This window comes from Flavobacterium sp. GNP010 (assembly GCF_056428945.1).
Genome location: NZ_JBWJVK010000009.1, coordinates 55,581 through 74,288 on the forward strand (window position 1 = coordinate 55,581; position 18,708 = coordinate 74,288).

At 34.3% G+C, this 18,708-nt stretch carries 15 protein-coding genes; 6 read left to right on the forward strand and 9 right to left on the reverse strand.

The features are described from left to right. Positions 1-34: 34 nt before the first annotated feature. From AC061C_RS05450 to AC061C_RS05470, 5 genes are read left to right on the forward strand one after another with little or no spacing between them, the layout of a single operon-like run. A complete protein-coding gene (locus tag AC061C_RS05450; protein ID WP_478290342.1) occupies positions 35-1,390 on the forward strand; it encodes a UDP-N-acetylmuramate--L-alanine ligase in 1,356 nt (451 codons plus the stop codon). A gap of 7 nt (positions 1,391-1,397) precedes the next feature. After that, the gene (locus tag AC061C_RS05455; protein ID WP_478290343.1) at positions 1,398-1,856 is read left to right on the forward strand and encodes a GNAT family N-acetyltransferase; all 459 of its coding nucleotides are present in this window, start codon (positions 1,398-1,400) and stop codon (positions 1,854-1,856) included. Positions 1,857-1,868: 12 nt separating this feature from the next. Beyond that, a complete protein-coding gene (gene radC / locus AC061C_RS05460) occupies positions 1,869-2,564 on the forward strand; it encodes a RadC family protein (RefSeq protein WP_417943989.1) in 696 nt (231 codons plus the stop codon). Positions 2,565-2,572: 8 nt separating this feature from the next. Next, positions 2,573-3,262 (forward strand): YjjG family noncanonical pyrimidine nucleotidase, encoded by a 690-nt coding sequence (locus AC061C_RS05465; RefSeq protein WP_478290344.1) that lies wholly within the window; start codon positions 2,573-2,575, stop codon positions 3,260-3,262. 1 nt (position 3,263) lies between these two features. Then, the gene (locus AC061C_RS05470; protein WP_478290345.1) at positions 3,264-4,010 is read left to right on the forward strand and encodes a hypothetical protein; all 747 of its coding nucleotides are present in this window, start codon (positions 3,264-3,266) and stop codon (positions 4,008-4,010) included. 59 nt (positions 4,011-4,069) lie between these two features. Here AC061C_RS05470 and AC061C_RS05475 read toward each other — a convergent pair whose 3' ends face one another. Further along, positions 4,070-5,347, reverse strand: coding sequence for a replication-associated recombination protein A (locus AC061C_RS05475; protein WP_478290346.1), 1,278 nt, complete (start codon positions 5,345-5,347; stop codon positions 4,070-4,072). Between the two features lie 310 nt (positions 5,348-5,657). On the opposite strand from AC061C_RS05475, the gene AC061C_RS05480 reads away from it, so the two are divergent. Then, a complete protein-coding gene (locus AC061C_RS05480) occupies positions 5,658-6,446 on the forward strand; it encodes a rhomboid family intramembrane serine protease (protein ID WP_478290347.1) in 789 nt (262 codons plus the stop codon). Positions 6,447-6,501: 55 nt separating this feature from the next. On the opposite strand, the gene rlmB is transcribed toward AC061C_RS05480, so the two are convergent. From rlmB to AC061C_RS05520, 8 genes are all read right to left on the reverse strand, one after another. Next, the gene (gene rlmB / locus AC061C_RS05485; protein ID WP_478290348.1) at positions 6,502-7,236 is read right to left on the reverse strand and encodes a 23S rRNA (guanosine(2251)-2'-O)-methyltransferase RlmB; all 735 of its coding nucleotides are present in this window, start codon (positions 7,234-7,236) and stop codon (positions 6,502-6,504) included. A 61-nt stretch (positions 7,237-7,297) separates the two neighbouring features. Then, positions 7,298-8,746, reverse strand: coding sequence for a SusD/RagB family nutrient-binding outer membrane lipoprotein (locus AC061C_RS05490; protein ID WP_417943996.1), 1,449 nt, complete (start codon positions 8,744-8,746; stop codon positions 7,298-7,300). 12 nt (positions 8,747-8,758) lie between these two features. Then, the gene (locus AC061C_RS05495; RefSeq protein WP_478290349.1) at positions 8,759-11,839 is read right to left on the reverse strand and encodes a SusC/RagA family TonB-linked outer membrane protein; all 3,081 of its coding nucleotides are present in this window, start codon (positions 11,837-11,839) and stop codon (positions 8,759-8,761) included. 637 nt (positions 11,840-12,476) lie between these two features. Beyond that, positions 12,477-12,836 (reverse strand): integrase core domain-containing protein, encoded by a 360-nt coding sequence (locus AC061C_RS05500; RefSeq protein WP_478290350.1) that lies wholly within the window; start codon positions 12,834-12,836, stop codon positions 12,477-12,479. A 15-nt stretch (positions 12,837-12,851) separates the two neighbouring features. Continuing rightward, positions 12,852-13,016, reverse strand: coding sequence for a hypothetical protein (locus AC061C_RS05505; protein WP_478290351.1), 165 nt, complete (start codon positions 13,014-13,016; stop codon positions 12,852-12,854). Positions 13,017-13,046: 30 nt separating this feature from the next. Beyond that, entirely contained in the window at positions 13,047-13,595 is a 549-nt protein-coding gene (locus AC061C_RS05510; protein ID WP_478290352.1) for a transposase family protein, read from the reverse strand. A 425-nt stretch (positions 13,596-14,020) separates the two neighbouring features. Then, positions 14,021-15,586 carry a SusD/RagB family nutrient-binding outer membrane lipoprotein gene (locus AC061C_RS05515; protein ID WP_478290353.1) on the reverse strand — a complete coding sequence of 522 codons (1,566 nt, stop codon included), beginning with the start codon at positions 15,584-15,586 and terminating at the stop codon, positions 14,021-14,023. Between the two features lie 9 nt (positions 15,587-15,595). Further along, entirely contained in the window at positions 15,596-18,691 is a 3,096-nt protein-coding gene (locus tag AC061C_RS05520; protein ID WP_478290354.1) for a SusC/RagA family TonB-linked outer membrane protein, read from the reverse strand. Between the last annotated feature and the right edge of the window lie 17 nt (positions 18,692-18,708).

The following is an 18,708-nucleotide window of genomic DNA, read 5'->3' on the forward strand; positions in this document are numbered from 1 at the left end:
TTTTCTAGTCTTTTAACATAAATCATAAATTAGAATGCGTACACATTTTATAGCTATTGGAGGAAGCGCCATGCACAATCTAGCTTTAGCACTACATAATAAAGGATATCAAGTAACAGGAAGTGACGATGCGATTTTTGAACCCTCTAAATCAAGATTGGATAAAAAAGGGATTTTACCGCAAGAAATGGGTTGGTTTCCCGAGAAAATAACGGCAGATATTGAAGCAGTTATTCTTGGTATGCATGCCAAAGCCGATAATCTTGAATTACTAAAAGCACAAGAATTAGGACTGAAAATATATTCTTATCCGGAATTTTTATTCGAACAATCCAAAAATAAAACGCGTGTTGTTATTGGTGGTTCTCATGGAAAAACAACGATTACTTCAATGATCTTGCATGTAATGCACTACCATGACATTGCTGTAGATTACATGGTTGGTGCACAACTGGAAGGTTTTGATACGATGGTGCATCTCACAGAAGAGAACGATTTTATTGTATTGGAAGGAGATGAATATTTGTCTTCGCCAATTGACCGCAGACCAAAATTTCATTTATATCAACCGAATATTGCTTTAATTTCAGGAATTGCTTGGGATCATATTAATGTTTTTCCAACGTATGAAAATTACGTTGAACAGTTTGAAATTTTTATTGGCAAAATTACAAATGGTGGAATTCTAGTTTACAATGAAGATGATGCTGAGGTAAAGCGTGTTTCCGAAGCTGCAACAAACCCAATTCGAAAATTAGCGTATCATACTCCAAAATATACTGTAAGTGACGGTGTGACACTTCTGGAAACTCCCGAAGGCGACATGCCAATTGAAGTTTTTGGGGCACATAACTTGAATAACTTGGCTGGAGCCAAATGGATTTGTCAAAATATGGGCATTGATGAAGCCGATTTTTATGAAGCTATTGCCAGTTTTAAAGGTGCTTCAAAACGATTGGAGAAAATAGCCGAAAGTAAAACAAAAGTGGCGTATAAAGATTTTGCGCATTCACCAAGCAAAGTGGCTGCAACTACAAAAGCGGTGAAAGAGCAATACCCTAATCGAACTTTAGTCGCGTGTTTAGAATTGCATACGTACAGCAGTTTGAATGCTGAATTCCTAAAAGAATACGAAGGCGCACTCGAATTTGCAGATAAAGCAGTTGTTTTTTATTCGCCCGATGCAGTAAAAATTAAACAGCTTGAAGAAGTTACTTACGACCAAATAGCAAATGCTTTTAATAGAAAGGATTTGATTATTTATACGAATCCAAAAGATTTCAAGGATTATTTATTCAACTTGAATCTAGATAATTCTGCTTTATTGTTGATGAGTTCCGGTAATTACGGCGGACTAAACTTTGATGATGTAAAGGAATTGGTAAAGTAAAAATGGTATGAAAGACAAAGTTAGAATTGTTAAAACTACTAGTGAAAATCCAGATTTTGTCAATTTGATTTCCGCTTTGGATAAAAGTTTATGGGAACGTTATCCAGAATTGAAATCTGATTATTGGGGAAATAATATTTTGGAAATAAATCCAAATGTTGTTATTCTTTATTTAGAAGAGAAACCTGTTGCTTGTGGTTGTTTTAAAAAATACGATAAAAATACAATAGAAATAAAGCGTATGTTTGTTTCACCTGATGTTAGAGGAATGGGTTTGGCACAAACAATATTACTTGAATTAGAAGCTTGGGCACGTGATTTAGGATATTCTTTTTCTGTTTTAGAAACTTTAAGCAAACAAAAGGAAGCCATTGCTTTATATCAAAAAACAGGATATGCTATAGTTGAGAATTACGAGCCTTATGTAGGTTTAGAAAATAGTATTTGTATGCGGAAACCAATTTAAACAATAAAATGAATGGCTGAAAATTCCTTTTTCCCTATTACCAATTGGTCCGAAGATGATAAACCACGTGAAAAACTGATGCTCAAGGGCAAAAGTGTTTTGAGTGATGCGGAATTAATAGCTATTTTGATTGGTTCAGGAAGCAGAAATGAATCGGCGGTAGATTTGAGCAAACGAATTTTAGCAAGTGTAGATAATAATTTGAATGCGTTAGGAAAAGTATCATTGTCACAACTCATTCAATTTAAAGGAATAGGCGAGGCTAAGGCGATTTCAATAATAGCAGCATTAGAGTTAGGCAGGCGTAGGAGAGCGGAGGAGGTTGTCGAATTAAAAAAAGTCACCTCGAGCAAAATAATTTTTGAAATCATGCAGCCAATTATTGGCGAATTACCACATGAAGAATTCTGGATTATTTATTTAAATAATTCCAACAAAGTAATTTCAAAAGCACAATTGAGCAAAGGTGGCATTACCGGGACACTTGTAGATGTGCGTATTGTATTTAAAACAGCGCTCGAAATGGGAGCAACGGGATTAATCTTATGTCACAATCACCCATCGGGGACTTTAATACCAAGTGATGCTGATAAGCAAATAACAAAAAAACTAAAATTGGCAGGCGACAGTTTAGAAATTAAAGTGTTAGATCATTTAATTGTAACTGAAACTAGTTATTTTAGCTTTGTAGACGAAGGAATATTTTAAATTAAAAAATGAAACAAACACATATAACAGATGTATTTTTCGATTTAGATCATACACTTTGGGATTTTGATAAAAATTCTGAAATTACTTTTGATACTATTTTCAAAAATAATCATCCATCAGTAGAAATAAAATTGTTTATAGAAAAATACGTGCCCATCAACCAAGAGTGCTGGAAACTCTATCAGTACGATAAAATCACGCACGAAGAACTACGTTACAATCGATTAAAACATTCTTTTGACGCCATTAATTATTCTATTTCTGATTCGGAAATTGATGTTATTGCGGAGGATTACATTCGATTTTTACCAGAAAACAATCATCTTTTTGATGGTACTTTTGAGGTTTTGGACTATTTAAATCAAAAATACAAGCTGCATATCATTACCAACGGATTTGCCGCTGTTCAATATAAAAAAATAAATAATTCTAACCTCGGTAGTTATTTTCAAACGGTTACTAATTCTGAAATGGCAGGAGTCAAAAAACCGAATCCCATAATTTTTGATTATGCTTTAGATTTGGCAAAAGCAAAAAAAGAGAACAGTATCATGATTGGTGACAGCCTAGATGCTGATGTTCAAGGAGCTTTAGACGCAGGATTGGATGCAATTTTTTTTAATGAAAGTAACCTACAAGTAGCAAATCACATCAAGCAAGTAAATCATTTATTAGAACTAAAAAAATATTTATAAAATGAAAAAGACATTCCTAGTACTACTAATCTTAATGGTGGGTTATTCGAACGCGCAGTCGGTTAATGACTATAAAGCCGTAATCGTTCCATTAAAATTTACTTTTTTAAAAGCAGAAAATCAATACCGATTGAATACGCTAACAAAATTTAATTTAGGTAAGGCAGGTTTTACGGCTTTTTATACTAATGATTCCATTCCTGCAGAATACAATGACCGTTGCAGTATTTTATATGCTGATGTTAGTAACGAAAGCGGTTTTTTGGTGACTAAATTGTACATTACATTAAAAGATTGTAATGGCAAAGTTGTTTTTAAATCCGCAGTTGGTAAAAGTAAGGAAAAAGAGTATCGAGTTGCTTATACAGAAGCGCTTACCGAAGCTTTTGCATCAGTTTGCGCATTGAAATATAAATATAACGGAGCCAAAGTTCAAGTTCAAACCGCAATGGTACAAAACCCTGTTGCTACTACAGTAGTTGAAAAATCTATATCTGCTGAGGCTACTGTATTCCTTGATACAAAGGATGTCAATTTACTTTATGCTCAAGCCACATCTACGGGTTATCAGTTAATAGACAGCACGCCAAAAGTTGTAATGAAATTATTAAAAACATCACAAGCCAATTCTTTTATTGCGATAAAAGACACAGTGCAAGGTTCTTTGATTTTAAAAGACAATCAATGGTTTTTTGAATATTATCAAAATGACACATTAATTTCAGAAAAAATTGCCGTTAAATTTTAGGTTATAAAATTTATAAAAGTATAGCAAAGTCTGGAGCAATCTGGACTTTTTTATGCGCTTTAGTAACCATATTTATCTTTCCATCTGTTCTTTAAAAATTCCCTGATGCTGTTTTCTCTAGAATTGTTGCCAGGAATATAAATAGGTGTTTCTTTAAGTGCATCTGGTAAAAATTCTTGATCGGCAAAATTATTGTTGTAATCATGAGCATATTTGTATTCTTCACCATATCCTAACTCTTTCATTAATTTTGTTGGGGCGTTGCGTAAATGAATAGGAACTGGAAGATCTCCTGTTTGTTTCACTAATTGTTGCGCTGTTCCTATGGCTAAGTACGAGGCGTTACTTTTAGGAGAAGTAGCAAGGTAAACCGCACATTGACTCAATAGTATTCTGCTTTCAGGATAACCAATGGTTGTCACTGCTTGAAAAGTATTGTTGGCCATGATAAAAGCTGTTGGATTTGCATTTCCTATATCTTCACTGCTTAGAATGAGCATTCTTCGGGCAATAAATTTTACGTCTTCGCCACCTTCAATCATTCGTGCGAGCCAATATACGGCACCATTAGGATCACTTCCTCGAATCGATTTTATAAAAGCCGAAACTATGTCGTAATGCTGTTCGCCGGTTTTATCATACAAAACCGTATTTTGTTGTACTAAGGAAAAAACCAAATCATTTGTAATTATAATCTCGGCTTCATTAGAGGCATTTACAACGAGTTCAAAAATATTTAATAGCCTACGTCCGTCCCCACCAGAAAGTCTCAAAAGCGCTTCTGTCTCGCTCAAAACAATATTTTTTGTAGACAAATAGCGGTCTGTTTTCATGGCGCGTTCCAGCAAAGACTCTAAATCTTTTTTTGTAAAAGCGTTTAAAATATATACCTGACAACGGGAAAGCAATGCAGGAATAACTTCAAAACTTGGGTTTTCTGTGGTGGCGCCAATTAGTGTTATCCAACCTTTTTCTACGGCGCCCAACAAAGAATCTTGTTGTGATTTACTAAAACGGTGAATCTCATCTATAAAAAGAATAGGATTTTTAGCGGTGAATAAACCACCACTTTGCTTTGCTTTTTCAATCACATCACGAATATCTTTAACGCCTGAATTAATTGCACTCAAAATATAAAAGGGACGTTTCGATTCTTGTGCAATAATTTGTGCCAATGTGGTTTTGCCAGTTCCGGGTGGACCCCAAAAAATTATGGAAGGAATAATTCCTTTAGCGATTTGTTGCGTCAAGGAGCCATTTGGTCCTACGAGATGGGATTGACTGATATAGTCTTCTAATTTTTGTGGTCGTATGCGTTCTGCAAGTGGTGCTTCCATTTTTTCTGTAAATCTAAAACGATGCGTCAGTCCGCTGGCATTAGGGTCTAAAAATTGTAATCCTAAATTAGAAATATGACACCTGTAAAATTACTATTTTTATTTGGAGCTATTTCCAGCTGTACACTATATCTTTTATACCTCGTTAAAATAACGAGATATAAAAGGATGCCTCCCGAGATTTCGGGATCATCTGGGCTATGGAGTAGCAGTAAAAACAGGTTTTCAGTTTAAATATGACAAAATAGCATTAAATTGCTTTTGGTGAAGTTTTTGAACTACAGATTTCACATAAAATATTTCGCTATTCATGGAAAAGCATTTCAAATTTACGAATGCAGTTATTGCGCTCCCTCTTTTTTTTGTTGTATTCCTTTGGTTTATTTTTTGGCTTGAAATTCGATTTGATTTTGATTTTATTGAAAACGGAATTTTGCCAAGAACACTTTCAGGTTTACAAGGAGTCTTTTTTAGTCCGTTTATTCATGCTGATATGGAGCATCTTTATAACAATTCAGTCCCTTTACTTATTTTATTAGCTGCATTGCAATTTTTCTATCCAGATCAAACCGTGAAAGTTATCTTATTTGGGATTTTATTTTCAGGATTGATTACGTGGATTATCGGCAGAAGCAATTACCACATAGGAGCAAGTGGATTAATTTATGTGTTATTCAGTTTTGTTTTTTTTAAAGGCATACAAACAAAATACAATAGACTTGTAGCGCTTTCCTTGGCAGTAATAGTTATCTATGGCGGTATGGTTTGGTATGTTTTTCCAAGTCCAGAGATTACTGGCGAGAAGTCAATTTCTTGGGAAGGACATTTAGGCGGATTGGTAACTGGATTTTTGCTCTCGTTGATTTATAAAGCTCCAGAATACATGAAAGTGCTAAAGTATGATTGGGAACATTCAGATTTTGATTCTTCCGAGGATAAATTCATGCAGCGATTTGATGAGAATGGTAATTTTGTCAATTTACCAAAATTGGAAGAAAATGCAGAATTAGAAGAATTTGTAGCATATTATTCTTCAAATGTAGCAGTTGATTACGAGATTGTTTCAAACGAAAAAAAGGAATCAAAACCGAAGTCTTGATTCCTTTTTTATTTGCTATCTCTTTCCTTTAACGTTGGTGAATACGTTAGGAGGATTAGTTTCTCTGTCTTACAGCTTCGTATAAAAAAGCACCACAAGCTACGGAAACATTCAACGAACCAATTGTTCCAAACATTGGAAGCTTCGCTTTTTCGTCAACAATTTTCAATACAGACGGGTTTACACCTCGATCTTCAGATCCCATGATAATTGCTACAGGTTCGTTTAGAGATAAATCATAAATAGTTTGATCCGTTTTTTCTGTTGCCGCTACTGTTTTTATGCCGCTCGCTTGCAATAGAAAAATAGCATCTTTGATGTGTTCTACTTTACAAATAGGAATGTTGAACACTGCGCCAGCTGATGTTTTCACAGTATCACCATTTACCGGTGCTGATCCTGCCTTTTGAACAATAATACCATTTACACCTGTACATTCTGCCGTTCTTATGATGGCACCAAAATTACGTGCATCAGATATTTGATCTAATATTAAAAACAACGGTTTTTTACCGTTTTCAATAACGGATTCAATTAATGATTCTAAATCAAAAAATGAAATAGGGGATATTGTCGCTACAGCACCTTGATGGTTATTGGGAGTCAATCTGTTTAGTTTTTCAACTGGAACATAAGAAAAGTTTATATTCCCACGCTTCATTACCTTCATTAAGTCTTTCATAAGTTCGCTACTTGCTTCCTTTTGAATATAGACTTTGTCAACAGTAGCTCCAGATTGTATTGCCTCAATAATTGCTCTAATCCCAAATATTTGATGTTCTTTTTCCATGGTGCAAATATATAAAAAAAAACCACCAGCTGCGCTGATGGTTTTTATAGTTAAGATTTTATTACAAATCCCACCAAACTTTGTTACTTAATGATACATATGGTTGCGGAATACCAGGACCTGCTTGAAGTGATGCAGTGTTAACATTAATCTCAATTTGAGGATAAGATAACCTAACTGGAATAGCATTTGTGGTTCTGTTATTTATTGAAGGAGTTAGTGCTGGGAAACCAGTTCTTCTCCAATCAACAAATGATTCGTACGCTCCTTGGTACATTGTAATCCATTTTTGTTCCATAATTCTCTGTAAGGTATTGTTGTATGTTACAAGAGGATTAGCTAAGTAAGTAGTCGCTGATGCTGCTAAACCAAGAGATGTTAAATCTTGAGTAATTGCGTTGTTGTAATTTAATAGAGCGTTAGTTGCGTCAGAAGCTCTGAAATAAATTTCTGCCTTAATGAAATTTACTTCTGCGGCACTTATTAAAATAACTGGTGAATCAGTCGATGCGTATGCTGATCCAGTTCTTGAAAACAAACTTTCACCTGAGTCGTCAGTATCATCGCCTGGAATATTACCTAAAACTTGCCCTGCTAGGGCTCCATTTACTACAGGTTTGAAATACACAGCTATTCTAGGATCTGACAATGATTTCATCTTGTTAACGAGAGTATTGGCAACTGCGTTATCTTTTCTTCCAGATAGTACGTCAAACTGATAGATTGGATTTGAGTTTGAAGCGCTTATTCCAAAAACTAATTTCGCGTCATTAGCACTATTACTAATTAAAGTAGGGTTTGTTTGCAAAAAAGTTAATGCTGCTGTTGGTCTTCTTAAACTTAAGTGGTTTAATAATCTTAACTTAAGAGAGTTTCCAAAGGCAGCCCATTTTGTAGATGACCCTTTGTAAATTACGTCAGCAGCACCAGGATTAGATCCTGCATTTGTAGTTACATTTGCTATTCCATTGTCAACTCGCACCAATAGGTCATTGTAAATATTCTCTTGCTTATCATAAGCAGGAGTCAATATTGATGATAATTGTAAAGCTTCCGAATAAGGAATGTCTCCAAAATTATCAGTTAATACACTAAAGGCGTACACTTGCAACAATTGTGATATTCCTAAATATAGTTTATCATTTGTTGTACTTGTGTTATTTTCGATAGTTTTTAAATCAATTAATACATTGTACATATTAGTCCACAAGCCATCTGTAGCTGAAGGAGTAATGTCATAACGAGCATATTCGTTTGGTTGACCTCTATGTCCAGCATAATACTGTACGATACTTGATGGCATACGTGTAGCTTCGCCTCCAATTATGTACCCTAAATTTACCTCGGAAGAGGTAAGTAATGTGGAATTAGGAACGGCAGTTGGTGCATTAGGATCACTATTTATATCTAATTCACTTGTGCATGACGAGAGTAATAATAAACTTGTAAAAACCCCAACAAAAAGATTTTTAGTATTTATTATTCCATCATAAATTTTTATTTTTTTCATCTTTTTATATTTTTAAAATTGAACTCTTAGATTAAAACCAATTGTTCTAGTTGTAGGAAAAGCAAATCTAGAAACACCTTGAGCATTACCAGTTCCAAAAGAACTTGATTCTGGATCTATGTGAGGTACTTTTGTCCATAAAGCTAAATTGCGACCATATAGACTTACGTCTAATGCTTTGATGCTGCTGTTATTCAATTTAAATGTATATCCAATAGAAGCTTCACGCAATTTGACCCAATTGTTTTCGTAAACGTATTCTTCATTAGGATAAGCACTACCGTACCATACTGCATCGCGTTTAACGACAACATCATTTGGATTTCCGGTGGTTTGGTTAACACCAGGAAAGGTATAATCTTCTTCTCTACTTGCAGTTTTTGCACTTACTCCGTAAAAATCCAATAATTCCTCAGTTCCACTGTAGATAGATCCACCTTGTCTGGTATCAAATTGAGCAGAAATATATAGATTTTTATAAGTGAAAGTATTTGTTAATCCACCCGTCCAGTCTGGTTCAACATATCCTAGATTTAAACCGTCTTCAAAAATAGGGTATCCATCATCATCAGTTAATACTTGTCCATTATCGTTTCTAGCATAACCAGATCCAATAATGCTTCCGTAACGTTCACCTTGTACAGCGTAAATTGCAGGATTTCCTCCAAATCCACCTAAGAATATTTTGTCGATACCTGGGAAAGTTTGGTCAACATTAGATTTTATCTTACTAAAGTTAACATTTATGTCCCATTTGAAATCTTTTGTTTGAATTGGTGTTGCACGTAAAGATAATTCTACACCTCTAGAATTGGTTTTACCACTGTTTATAATGGTTTGTTGAGCGCCAGTAGTTGGAGAAATATCTAATGGAATGATTCCACCTGTGTTTACATTTCTAAAATAAGATGCGTCTAATCCAAGTCTATTTTTAAACATTTTTAATTCAACACCAACTTCATATTCCGTTGTAAATTCTGGTTTTAAATTAGCGTTTGCAATTGTATTATCAACGGTATATCCCGGAAGGCCATTGAACGGGAAAACTATTCCTGTAGTAAAGCCATCTGCAAATTGACCTAACTGAAACGTTTGTTGTGTTAAGTAAACTCCTGCATCACGAGCGGTTTTTGACGCTCCAACACGTAATTTACCATAATTAAACGTGTCGCCTTTAATATTCAATGCTTCAGAGAATATGAACGATGCACTTGCCCCTGGATAAAAGAAACTTCTATTTTGTTGTGGAAGTGTAGAACTCCACTCATTTCTTCCTACAACATCTAAAAATAAATAATTATTATAGTTCAAGGTTAAATTTCCAAAAGCACCTATTAAATTACGTTTACTTGTAGAATTAAATGCAGGGTCAAAGGTTTGGATATTATTAGTGTTTTGAATTCCAGGTAGAACTAACTGAGATCCTGTAATAACAGTTTGTCTAAATGTTCTGGTGTTTATATCCTGGCCTATTAATAAAGTCGCCTCAAATTTATTAGCAAACTTCTTGTTGAATGTTGAAGTTAAGGTTGATGTAATCTCGTTTCTTGATACATCATCAAATGAAAGAAACCCATTTGGAGCACTTCCACTATTTTTATCTCTGAAAATTTTTCTATTGTCAACCAAGTTGTCGTTACCCAATCGATAGTTAAGTTTCATCCATGGAGCTAAGTCGTAAGCTAAATTTACGCCCATTATATATCTTTGACTATCACTAAGTGCGGAGTTTTTATTAACTGTCCAAAATGGGTTGTCAAAAGATCCGCCACGAAAGTTGATTTGGCTTCCGTCTGGTCTTTCATATCCATATCCAGACAAATCCCAAGATACAGGAGCATGGAACAAGGCGAAAATTGGGTTGTTTCCATCTTGACCTGTAAAAGGTAGATCGCCATTAGAAATATTATAGGAGAAATTAACTCCAGCACTAAATTTATCATTAAACTTATAATTCCCGTTAAAACGAGCATTAATTTTATTAAAACCTTGATTTGGTATAATTGACGTTTGTCTAGAATTTCCTAGCGAAACAAACATACTATACTTATCTGAAGAACTAGACAATGATAAATTATTATTATTTGTATATCCAGTATTCAAAAAATCTTTTCTTGGATCAAATACTTTTAATTGGATGGGTTGTGGACCTAATCCTCTTGCTGCACCAGCTCCAGCACTGTTCACTGTTTGTCCTGTTATGCGAGGTCCAAAAGATCGCGATGTTCCCTCTCTGTAAGTTACGCCATTGGTACCTTGAGCAAATTCTGTTTGATAGTCAGGTAACACTAAAGCCTCGTCAGCTGCAAATTGGCTAGTGAATTCGATTACAGGTACTCCACTATTACTTTTCCCAGATTTAGTTGTTATTAAAACCACACCATTAGAACCTCTATTTCCGTAAAGTACCGCTCCAGCAGAGCCTTTTAAAACTGTTACTGATTCTATGTCGTTTGGATTAATATCTGACGCTCTGTTTGGACTTGCAAAACCTGTAACTGTATTACCATTTCCATCATTTGAATTTGAAATGGGAACTCCGTCGATAACGTAAAGAGGCTCATTAGAGTTAGTAAGAGACTTATTCCCACCTCTTATAACTAATCTACTTGCTTGCCCTGGCGCTCCGCCAGAAGCAATTACTTGCACACCAGCAACTTTTCCGCCAAGTGCATTTACAAAATTCTGATTTCCACCTTTTGTTATGTCGTTTTTTCCAACAACAGAAGTAGAATAACCTAAAGCTCGTTCTTGTTTTTTGATTCCCAATGCTGTCACAACAACAACTTCAAGTTCATTAGCTTCGTCTTTAAGCTTTACATTAACAGTAGATGAAGTAGCTGGTACTTCTTGTGTTCTCATCCCAATATAACTAAATATTAAGATTTGATTTGGGCTTGCTTTAATAGTATAGCCTCCATCAAAATTACTTTGTGTCCCAGATTTAGTTCCTTTTACTAATACACTCACACCTGGCATAGGCAATCCTGCATTGTCAGTAACTGTTCCTGAAACGGTTCTTTCTTGCGCAAAAGTTATTTGCGCCATTAGTACTACTAAAAGTACTAAGAATCCATTAAACTTTAGTTTCATCTTTATTATTTTTGATTTGTAAAACAAAATTCATAATAATTTGTTAATATAACTAGTAATAATTTTATTTAATATAAAAATTATAGTTATCACTATGATTTTGTTAAAATAATTTATTTTATGTAAAAAATTGTAATAATTTTTGAAGTATGTAGGTTTTTATTAGTTTTTATGATCAAAGGTGTTTATATATATTAGTCATATTAGCAATCTTTTATGTATTCTTAATTTATAAGTGCAATTTTTTTGTTTGCATTAAACCCTTGCATGTCAATATTGCTTTATGGAAAACATAAAAGTAAGTATATAGAAGTTTTTGTAGCTTGTAAATTTAATATTTACCTTTGTTGTCGATGAAGTATTAAGAATTAGCGCTATTAAAATAGATACTTTAATACAATAGATTATTTTAGTTTGTATTGCATTTTTTTCGAATAGATAGGTTCGGTTGAAATCATTAACACAATAACTCTTTACGTTCGTTTGTGATTATTTTCGAATGTATATGCAATACCCATTTTTCAGACAGAAATCTCAACGATTTAAGATAGGTTTTTAGTTTTATATTCTATTATCTTGGTTAAAATTGGAGATAACTTTTGGCTATTTTAAGAAGCCAAAAAAAGTTATTCCGATTTTATGCCACTTCTTTTTTGTAATAATTATTATAAGGGTTTCCATAATCTAGTGACTGATGAATTCGTCGTTTATTATAAAATTCAAAATAATCTTTGAGTCCTCTATAAAGTCTGATTCCATCAGTATATGCTTGTAAATATACATTCTCGTATTTGACTGTCCTCCATAATCTTTCTATAAAAATGTTGTCAATAACTCTTCCTTTACCGTCCATAGAAATTTTTATTTCATTGTTTAATAGTGCATTGGTGTGAACCTCATTGGTATATTGTCTTCCTTGATCTGTATTGAAAATTTCATGCACACCATACTTTTGTATAGTTTCTTGCAAAATAATGGCACACCAATCGGCACTCATTGTATTGCTTACACATCAGTTCAAAACAAATCCTGTATGCAAATCAATAATCGCAGTTAAATACATAAATCCTTTTGCCATAGGAATATAGGTGATATCTGTTGCCCAAACCTGATTTTTATGGTTAATCTTCAAACCTTTGAGTAAATAAGGGTATTTCTCATGTTCTTTATTACTCACTGTTGTTTTAGGTTCTCTAAAAATGGTTTGCTAATTGATGATTTGCATCAATCGTTTTACCCGTTTGCGATACACTTTAAAACCTAAATCCTTGAGCCAAAACGTCAGTTTCCTGCAGCCATAAAATGGAGTATTAAAATACTGTTGGTCTAATAATTGCATTATTTTTAGGTTCTCTAAACTTTCCTGTTTTGCTTTATAATAAAGACCGCCACGATGAATTTCTAATAATCGACATTGTTTGACAATGCTCAATTTATTTTGGGTATCGACCATTTTCACTCGCCCACAGATCGATACTAACCCAGACTTTTTTTTAAAAAAGTCATTCTCCAAAGTCAGCTGACCTATTCGAGCATAGAGTTTCTCTGTTGGGATTTCATCTTTGGCAACGACCGTTTTTTCAGCAGAAAAAACCGCAGAAAGATTCCGTATAGCTTCGGACTTCCACATTGAAATTTGGTTGTGCAGCAACTCGTATTTTTTTGCTAATACCTCGATGGTATCTTTCTCTTTTAAGGCTTCCAAAACAACTTTGGCTTTGAAGTCTTTTCCGAAGATTCTTCTTGTTTTTGACATATTCGTGCTAATTTAAGGTTTTTATTCCTATCTAAATTAGTCGGGATATATTGTCCGAATTTTGGGGGTCAGCATAGTATTATATTGGATTAATATTTTATTGTTTCAAATCGTACTAAAATTTATATTTGTACGTATTAATATGCTTTAGAGTACTATTGATTTTTAGTCTTGTACTTACATTAATATAGCACAAACAAATTTAGACTTCATTTTATGAATAGAATTGAATAGTTTTCATTTTATAGCTGAGGAGCCTAATTAGTTATTTAGTTTAATAACTTGTATTTTAGATTTACAATATATCTGGAACTTTTATTTGCTGCCCGAATTCCAACAAACGATTTGCTTATTAGCAATATTAGACACAAAAAAAGAGGCTGTCCATTTGGACAGCCTCTTAAAATAATAAACCAGAATATTAATTACGGCACATACCAGAATGGCCCTTGTGTTGTAATTTGAGCTGATGTCAAGATTGGCACATTACCTGAATTTGCATTATACTCAGACAAAGGATAAATCAATCTTTTTGGTCTTGAAGGTTGCAAGTTGAATCCATTAATTGACCCAGGAATTACTGGATATCCAGTTCTTGTGTAATTAATATAATTTTCAACTCCATGAATACCACTTAAGGCAATCCATTTTTGTGTTAAAATTGCACGGATTTTATCCGTTGATGCTGCCCATCCAAAATTTGGAACAGCTTCTATTTCTGTAGCATAAGTCCCTACAGTTGCTCCTAAGTAAGTGAATGATGCTTGAACACCTTCGTTGAACAATGTTTGAGCAACTCCAGTAGTAAGGAATCCTCTTTGTACCGCTTCAGCTTGAAGAAATTTGCTTTCAGAAAGCAACATTAGTACACCAGCTTTCGATGAACCAGCTGCAGTTCTAGCTGCTGTATTAGCTCCTACATAGTTGGTTAATCCTACGCCAAATCTTGAAGTTGGATTTGATTCGTTATTTTGTCCTGGAACTGGTTTTTGTCCCTGATCCGTACCTACGACTTTGCCTAGAGGAACGTTGTTTTTTAGTGGATTTGTAAAAAATCTAAAACGTCTACCGTCTATTACACCTGCTGTAGGTCCTCCTGCTTCTCCGTTTAATACGTCAGCAAAATGCTTTGATGAAGTGAAGAAAGTAAAAGTAGTATTTGTTGTAAGACCTGCTGCGTCTCTTACGAAAGAACCAAAAAATGGGCTTTGTTGTGCATCATTACCAGAAGAGTACCCTGGATTGATTAAAACATCTGCACTAACAAAGTTATTTAAGGATTGTAAAGTTGCATATTTACTGTTCAAATAAGTTACAGTAGCAGCATCAGATAATTTACTTTGTCTCAATAAAATTCTCAATTCAATAGTATTTGCTAATTGCAACCATTTACTCATATCACCACTAAACACCACATCTGTACTTACAGATTCAGCTGTAGCGGATGGATTTTGAATAAGAGCACGAGCTTCTTCCAATTCTTTTACTAATTCTTTGTAAATTACTGCATCATCATCATAAGCTGGAGTAAGGTTTTCTTGTCCTTTAAAAGCTTCAGAATATGGAGAATCTCCGTAAAGGTCGACAATATATTGCATGTAGTGCGCTTTCATTATTTTAGAAATAGCTACATAATTTCCTTGATTAGGCAAATCAGTTTCTATTATTTTTTGAAAGTTACCTACACTTCTGTACAGCCCATCCCATATCGCTGCATAGGTATTGTTGTCAAAATTATAAGAATATTCAACTTGTAAAGGATTGGTAAATTGATAAATGTTACCAGCCCAAGCATTTGTCATTACGCTACCAAGTCTATTCATGTTGATAGCTTGCGTTCTAAAAGCTTGTGCTTGTGCACCTGGTAAAATTAGTCTTGGAGGCAAAGCTGACTCTAGTGGACTATTTACGTTGGTGTTGTCAACTAAGTAATCACTACATGAAGAAAGTGATACAGCTGCTACTGCTAGTATTAAAAATATTTTTTTCATTGTTTGTAATTAAAATGTTAAATTCATGCTTCCACCAAAGGTTCTAGTATTAGGATATTGTCCTGTACCAGAATATCCTTGTCCATTTCCGTTGTTTGCAGTACTATCTGAAGCTTCTGGATCTGTATAGCCTTTATTGCTTTTAGCTAATACAGTAAATGGGTTTCTCGCATTCACTCCGAATCTAAGTGAAGTTAAACCTATTTTTGAAATCAATGTTGTTGGTACTGAATAACTCAAAGCAAGTTCTCTTACTTTAAAAGCAGTTGCATTGATAACATTGTGTTGTCCTGATCTTCTTAATGAATCGTAATAATCAATAATTCCATTTGGTCCATGTCCAGCTGCTGTAAATACAGTAGTATTTGGTGTGTATACACCAGAACCTGGTGTAGTTTCTATTACTGAATTTGGCATAATAAAACCAACTTCTCTATCAAAAGCTGCAGACTCTTCTAAACGCCCTGGCCATGTTAAGTCAGCTTTTGTTCCAGAAATGATTTGGTGACCTGTTCTGTAATCCATAACTGCAGTTAAAGTAAATCCTTTGTATGCAAAAGAGTTAGACAGTCCTAAAATATAATCAGGTGTTGCTTTACCTAAAATGGAGTTAGAAGAAGTTCTTGTTGGAAGTCCAAACTGATTAAGTATTACACTTCCGTTTGCATCTTTTACAAATGTTGTTCCTTTAATCAATGGAAATTCTTGACCTACTTGTGCAAAAATTCCTGCTCCTGCAGTTGCGTCAGAGAAAAGGTTAACTTCTGTTATACCACCTTTTAAAGAATTAATTACAGATTTGTTTGTTGCGTAGCTCGCTCTTAAGTTCCAAGTAAAATCTTCTGTTTTAACAGGTACTAATCCTAAATCTATTTCAAGACCTTTAGTTGTCATATCACCAATGTTTGATTGGAATGCTGCAAGTTGACTTGCAGAAGAGGTATTAGCAAAGGTTATCAAATCTTTTGTATCAGAGATATATGCTGAACCGTCTATTGTGATTCTATTGTTAAAAAGTCCTATGTTTACATTCACCTCTTTGGTTGTTACAAATTCAGGTTTTATGTTTTTATCCGTAGGTCTTTGGTTAATGATATACGATCCAAGTTGTCCGTATGGAAAGCCAGTTGGGAATACTCCTATTTCAGTAAGTGCAAATGGTTGTATTGCAGAGGAGTTACCCACTTTAACAATATTGGCAGCCACTTTTAAGTAAGTTAAAGTTTCACTTTTTAATCCTTCAAATGCTACTGTTGGTATGAAAGATACACCTGCACTTGGAAAGAAAAAATTGTTATTCTCCTTTGGTAAAACTGAACTCCATTCGTTTCTTCCAGTTAAATTCAAAAACAAATAATCTTTATAACCCAAATCAACATTTGCAAAAACTGCTGCTCTGTTTGATTTTAATAATCTGTTATCTAAAGTAGATGGATTAGCTGGACTTTTGACGTTGTTTATTGCATACAAACCAGGAATGTCAAGATTCTGACCACCTTGAGAAGTTGCTCTAAAATAACGATCTTGTGTATTGACACCCGTATTAACTTTAAGATTTAAGTCTTCTGTTAGGTCGTAATCAAAATTCACCAATAAATCGCCGTAATAGGTTCTTAATGAAGATTGACTTGCAAAAAATTCAGATGGTTGGTTTCTATTGGCACCTACACCAGCTAAAGCAGCAGGCTCAGTGTATGCATTGATGTGAGATTGTGCTTCTCTGTTTGTCAATTGCAAGTTCCCTGTGTAGGTTACGTTGATGTTTTTGTTGATTTCATATTTTAATGCAGCGATTGCATTAATAAATGTTCTTCTTGAATCATTGCGATTGTTGTCAATAGTCCAATATGGATTCTTGAAATAGATATTATAATTCCCTTCATTCCCTGAATTTTTGAATAAATCTAAAGGTATGTTTCCAGGTGTTTGAATTAAATCATCAAGTAAATCTGGAGATGTTTCAGCCGATTTTTGGTAGGTGTAGTTTAAGTTACCATCAATGCTAAACTTTCCAACTTTTTTACCTGCTTTGAATAGGAAGCTGTTTCTTTCTAAACGATCTCCGTTAACAACAAACTCAGTATTTACTTTGTTCGCCGAAAGTAAAGCGTAAGAATCTTCACTACCTGCATTGATAGAAAATCCGTTTTGGAATGTAGTTCCAGTTTGATAAAAGTCTTTAACGTTATCTTTTATGAATGAGTATGGTAACTCTAATTCTAATCCGTCAGCTTGCACTAAACCAGTAGGTCTTAAAACGCCATCAAAAGGAAGTCCCCAAGATCCATTTTCGTCAGGATAGTGTACCCCATCCCATCCTTGTCCATATTTGTTTTGTGTTTTTGGCATAAAAGAAACGGTTTCAAAATCAATAGCAGAATTTACATTCACGGTGATTTTTCCTTTTTGTTTTCCTTTTACTGTTGTAACGATAATAACACCGTTAACACCTTGCTCACCATAAAGAGCACCACCCTGCATACCTTTGATCACGTTGATACTTTCGATCAATTCAGGTGGTAATTGTTGTAGCGCTGCAGAGGAAGAGATAGAGTTATCAATTACAACTAAAGCCTCGTTGTTACCGGTTATCGATCTAGTACCTCTAAGAACAATTCTGTTTGTGGCGTTAACACCATTTGTAGATTTGTTGATTTGAAGTCCAGATACTTTACCTACAAGAGATTGTACCACGTTAGGGTTAGCAGCTTGTGTAAGTTCTTTACTAGCTACTACTTGCATAGCTGATGTTAGTGCATTCTTGTTTCTTTTGATACCTAATGCTCCAACGATTACTCCTTCTAGTTGAACTGAGTCGTCCATAAGCTTAACGCTAACATTAGAAGAAGACGCAGCAATTTCTTGGGTTTTCATTCCAAGGTAGCTAAATACCAAAACTTGGCTTGGTGTTGCTTTGATAGAAAATTTTCCATCAAAATCAGTTTGTGTCCCGGATTTAGTTCCTTTTACTAATACGCTCACACCTGGTAAAGGCAATCCTGCATTATCAGAAACAACACCAGAAACAGCTCTTTCTTGCGCGAACGTAATTTGCGCCATTAGTACTACTAAAAGCACTAAGAATCCATTAAACTTTAGTTTCATTTTATAATATTTTGAAT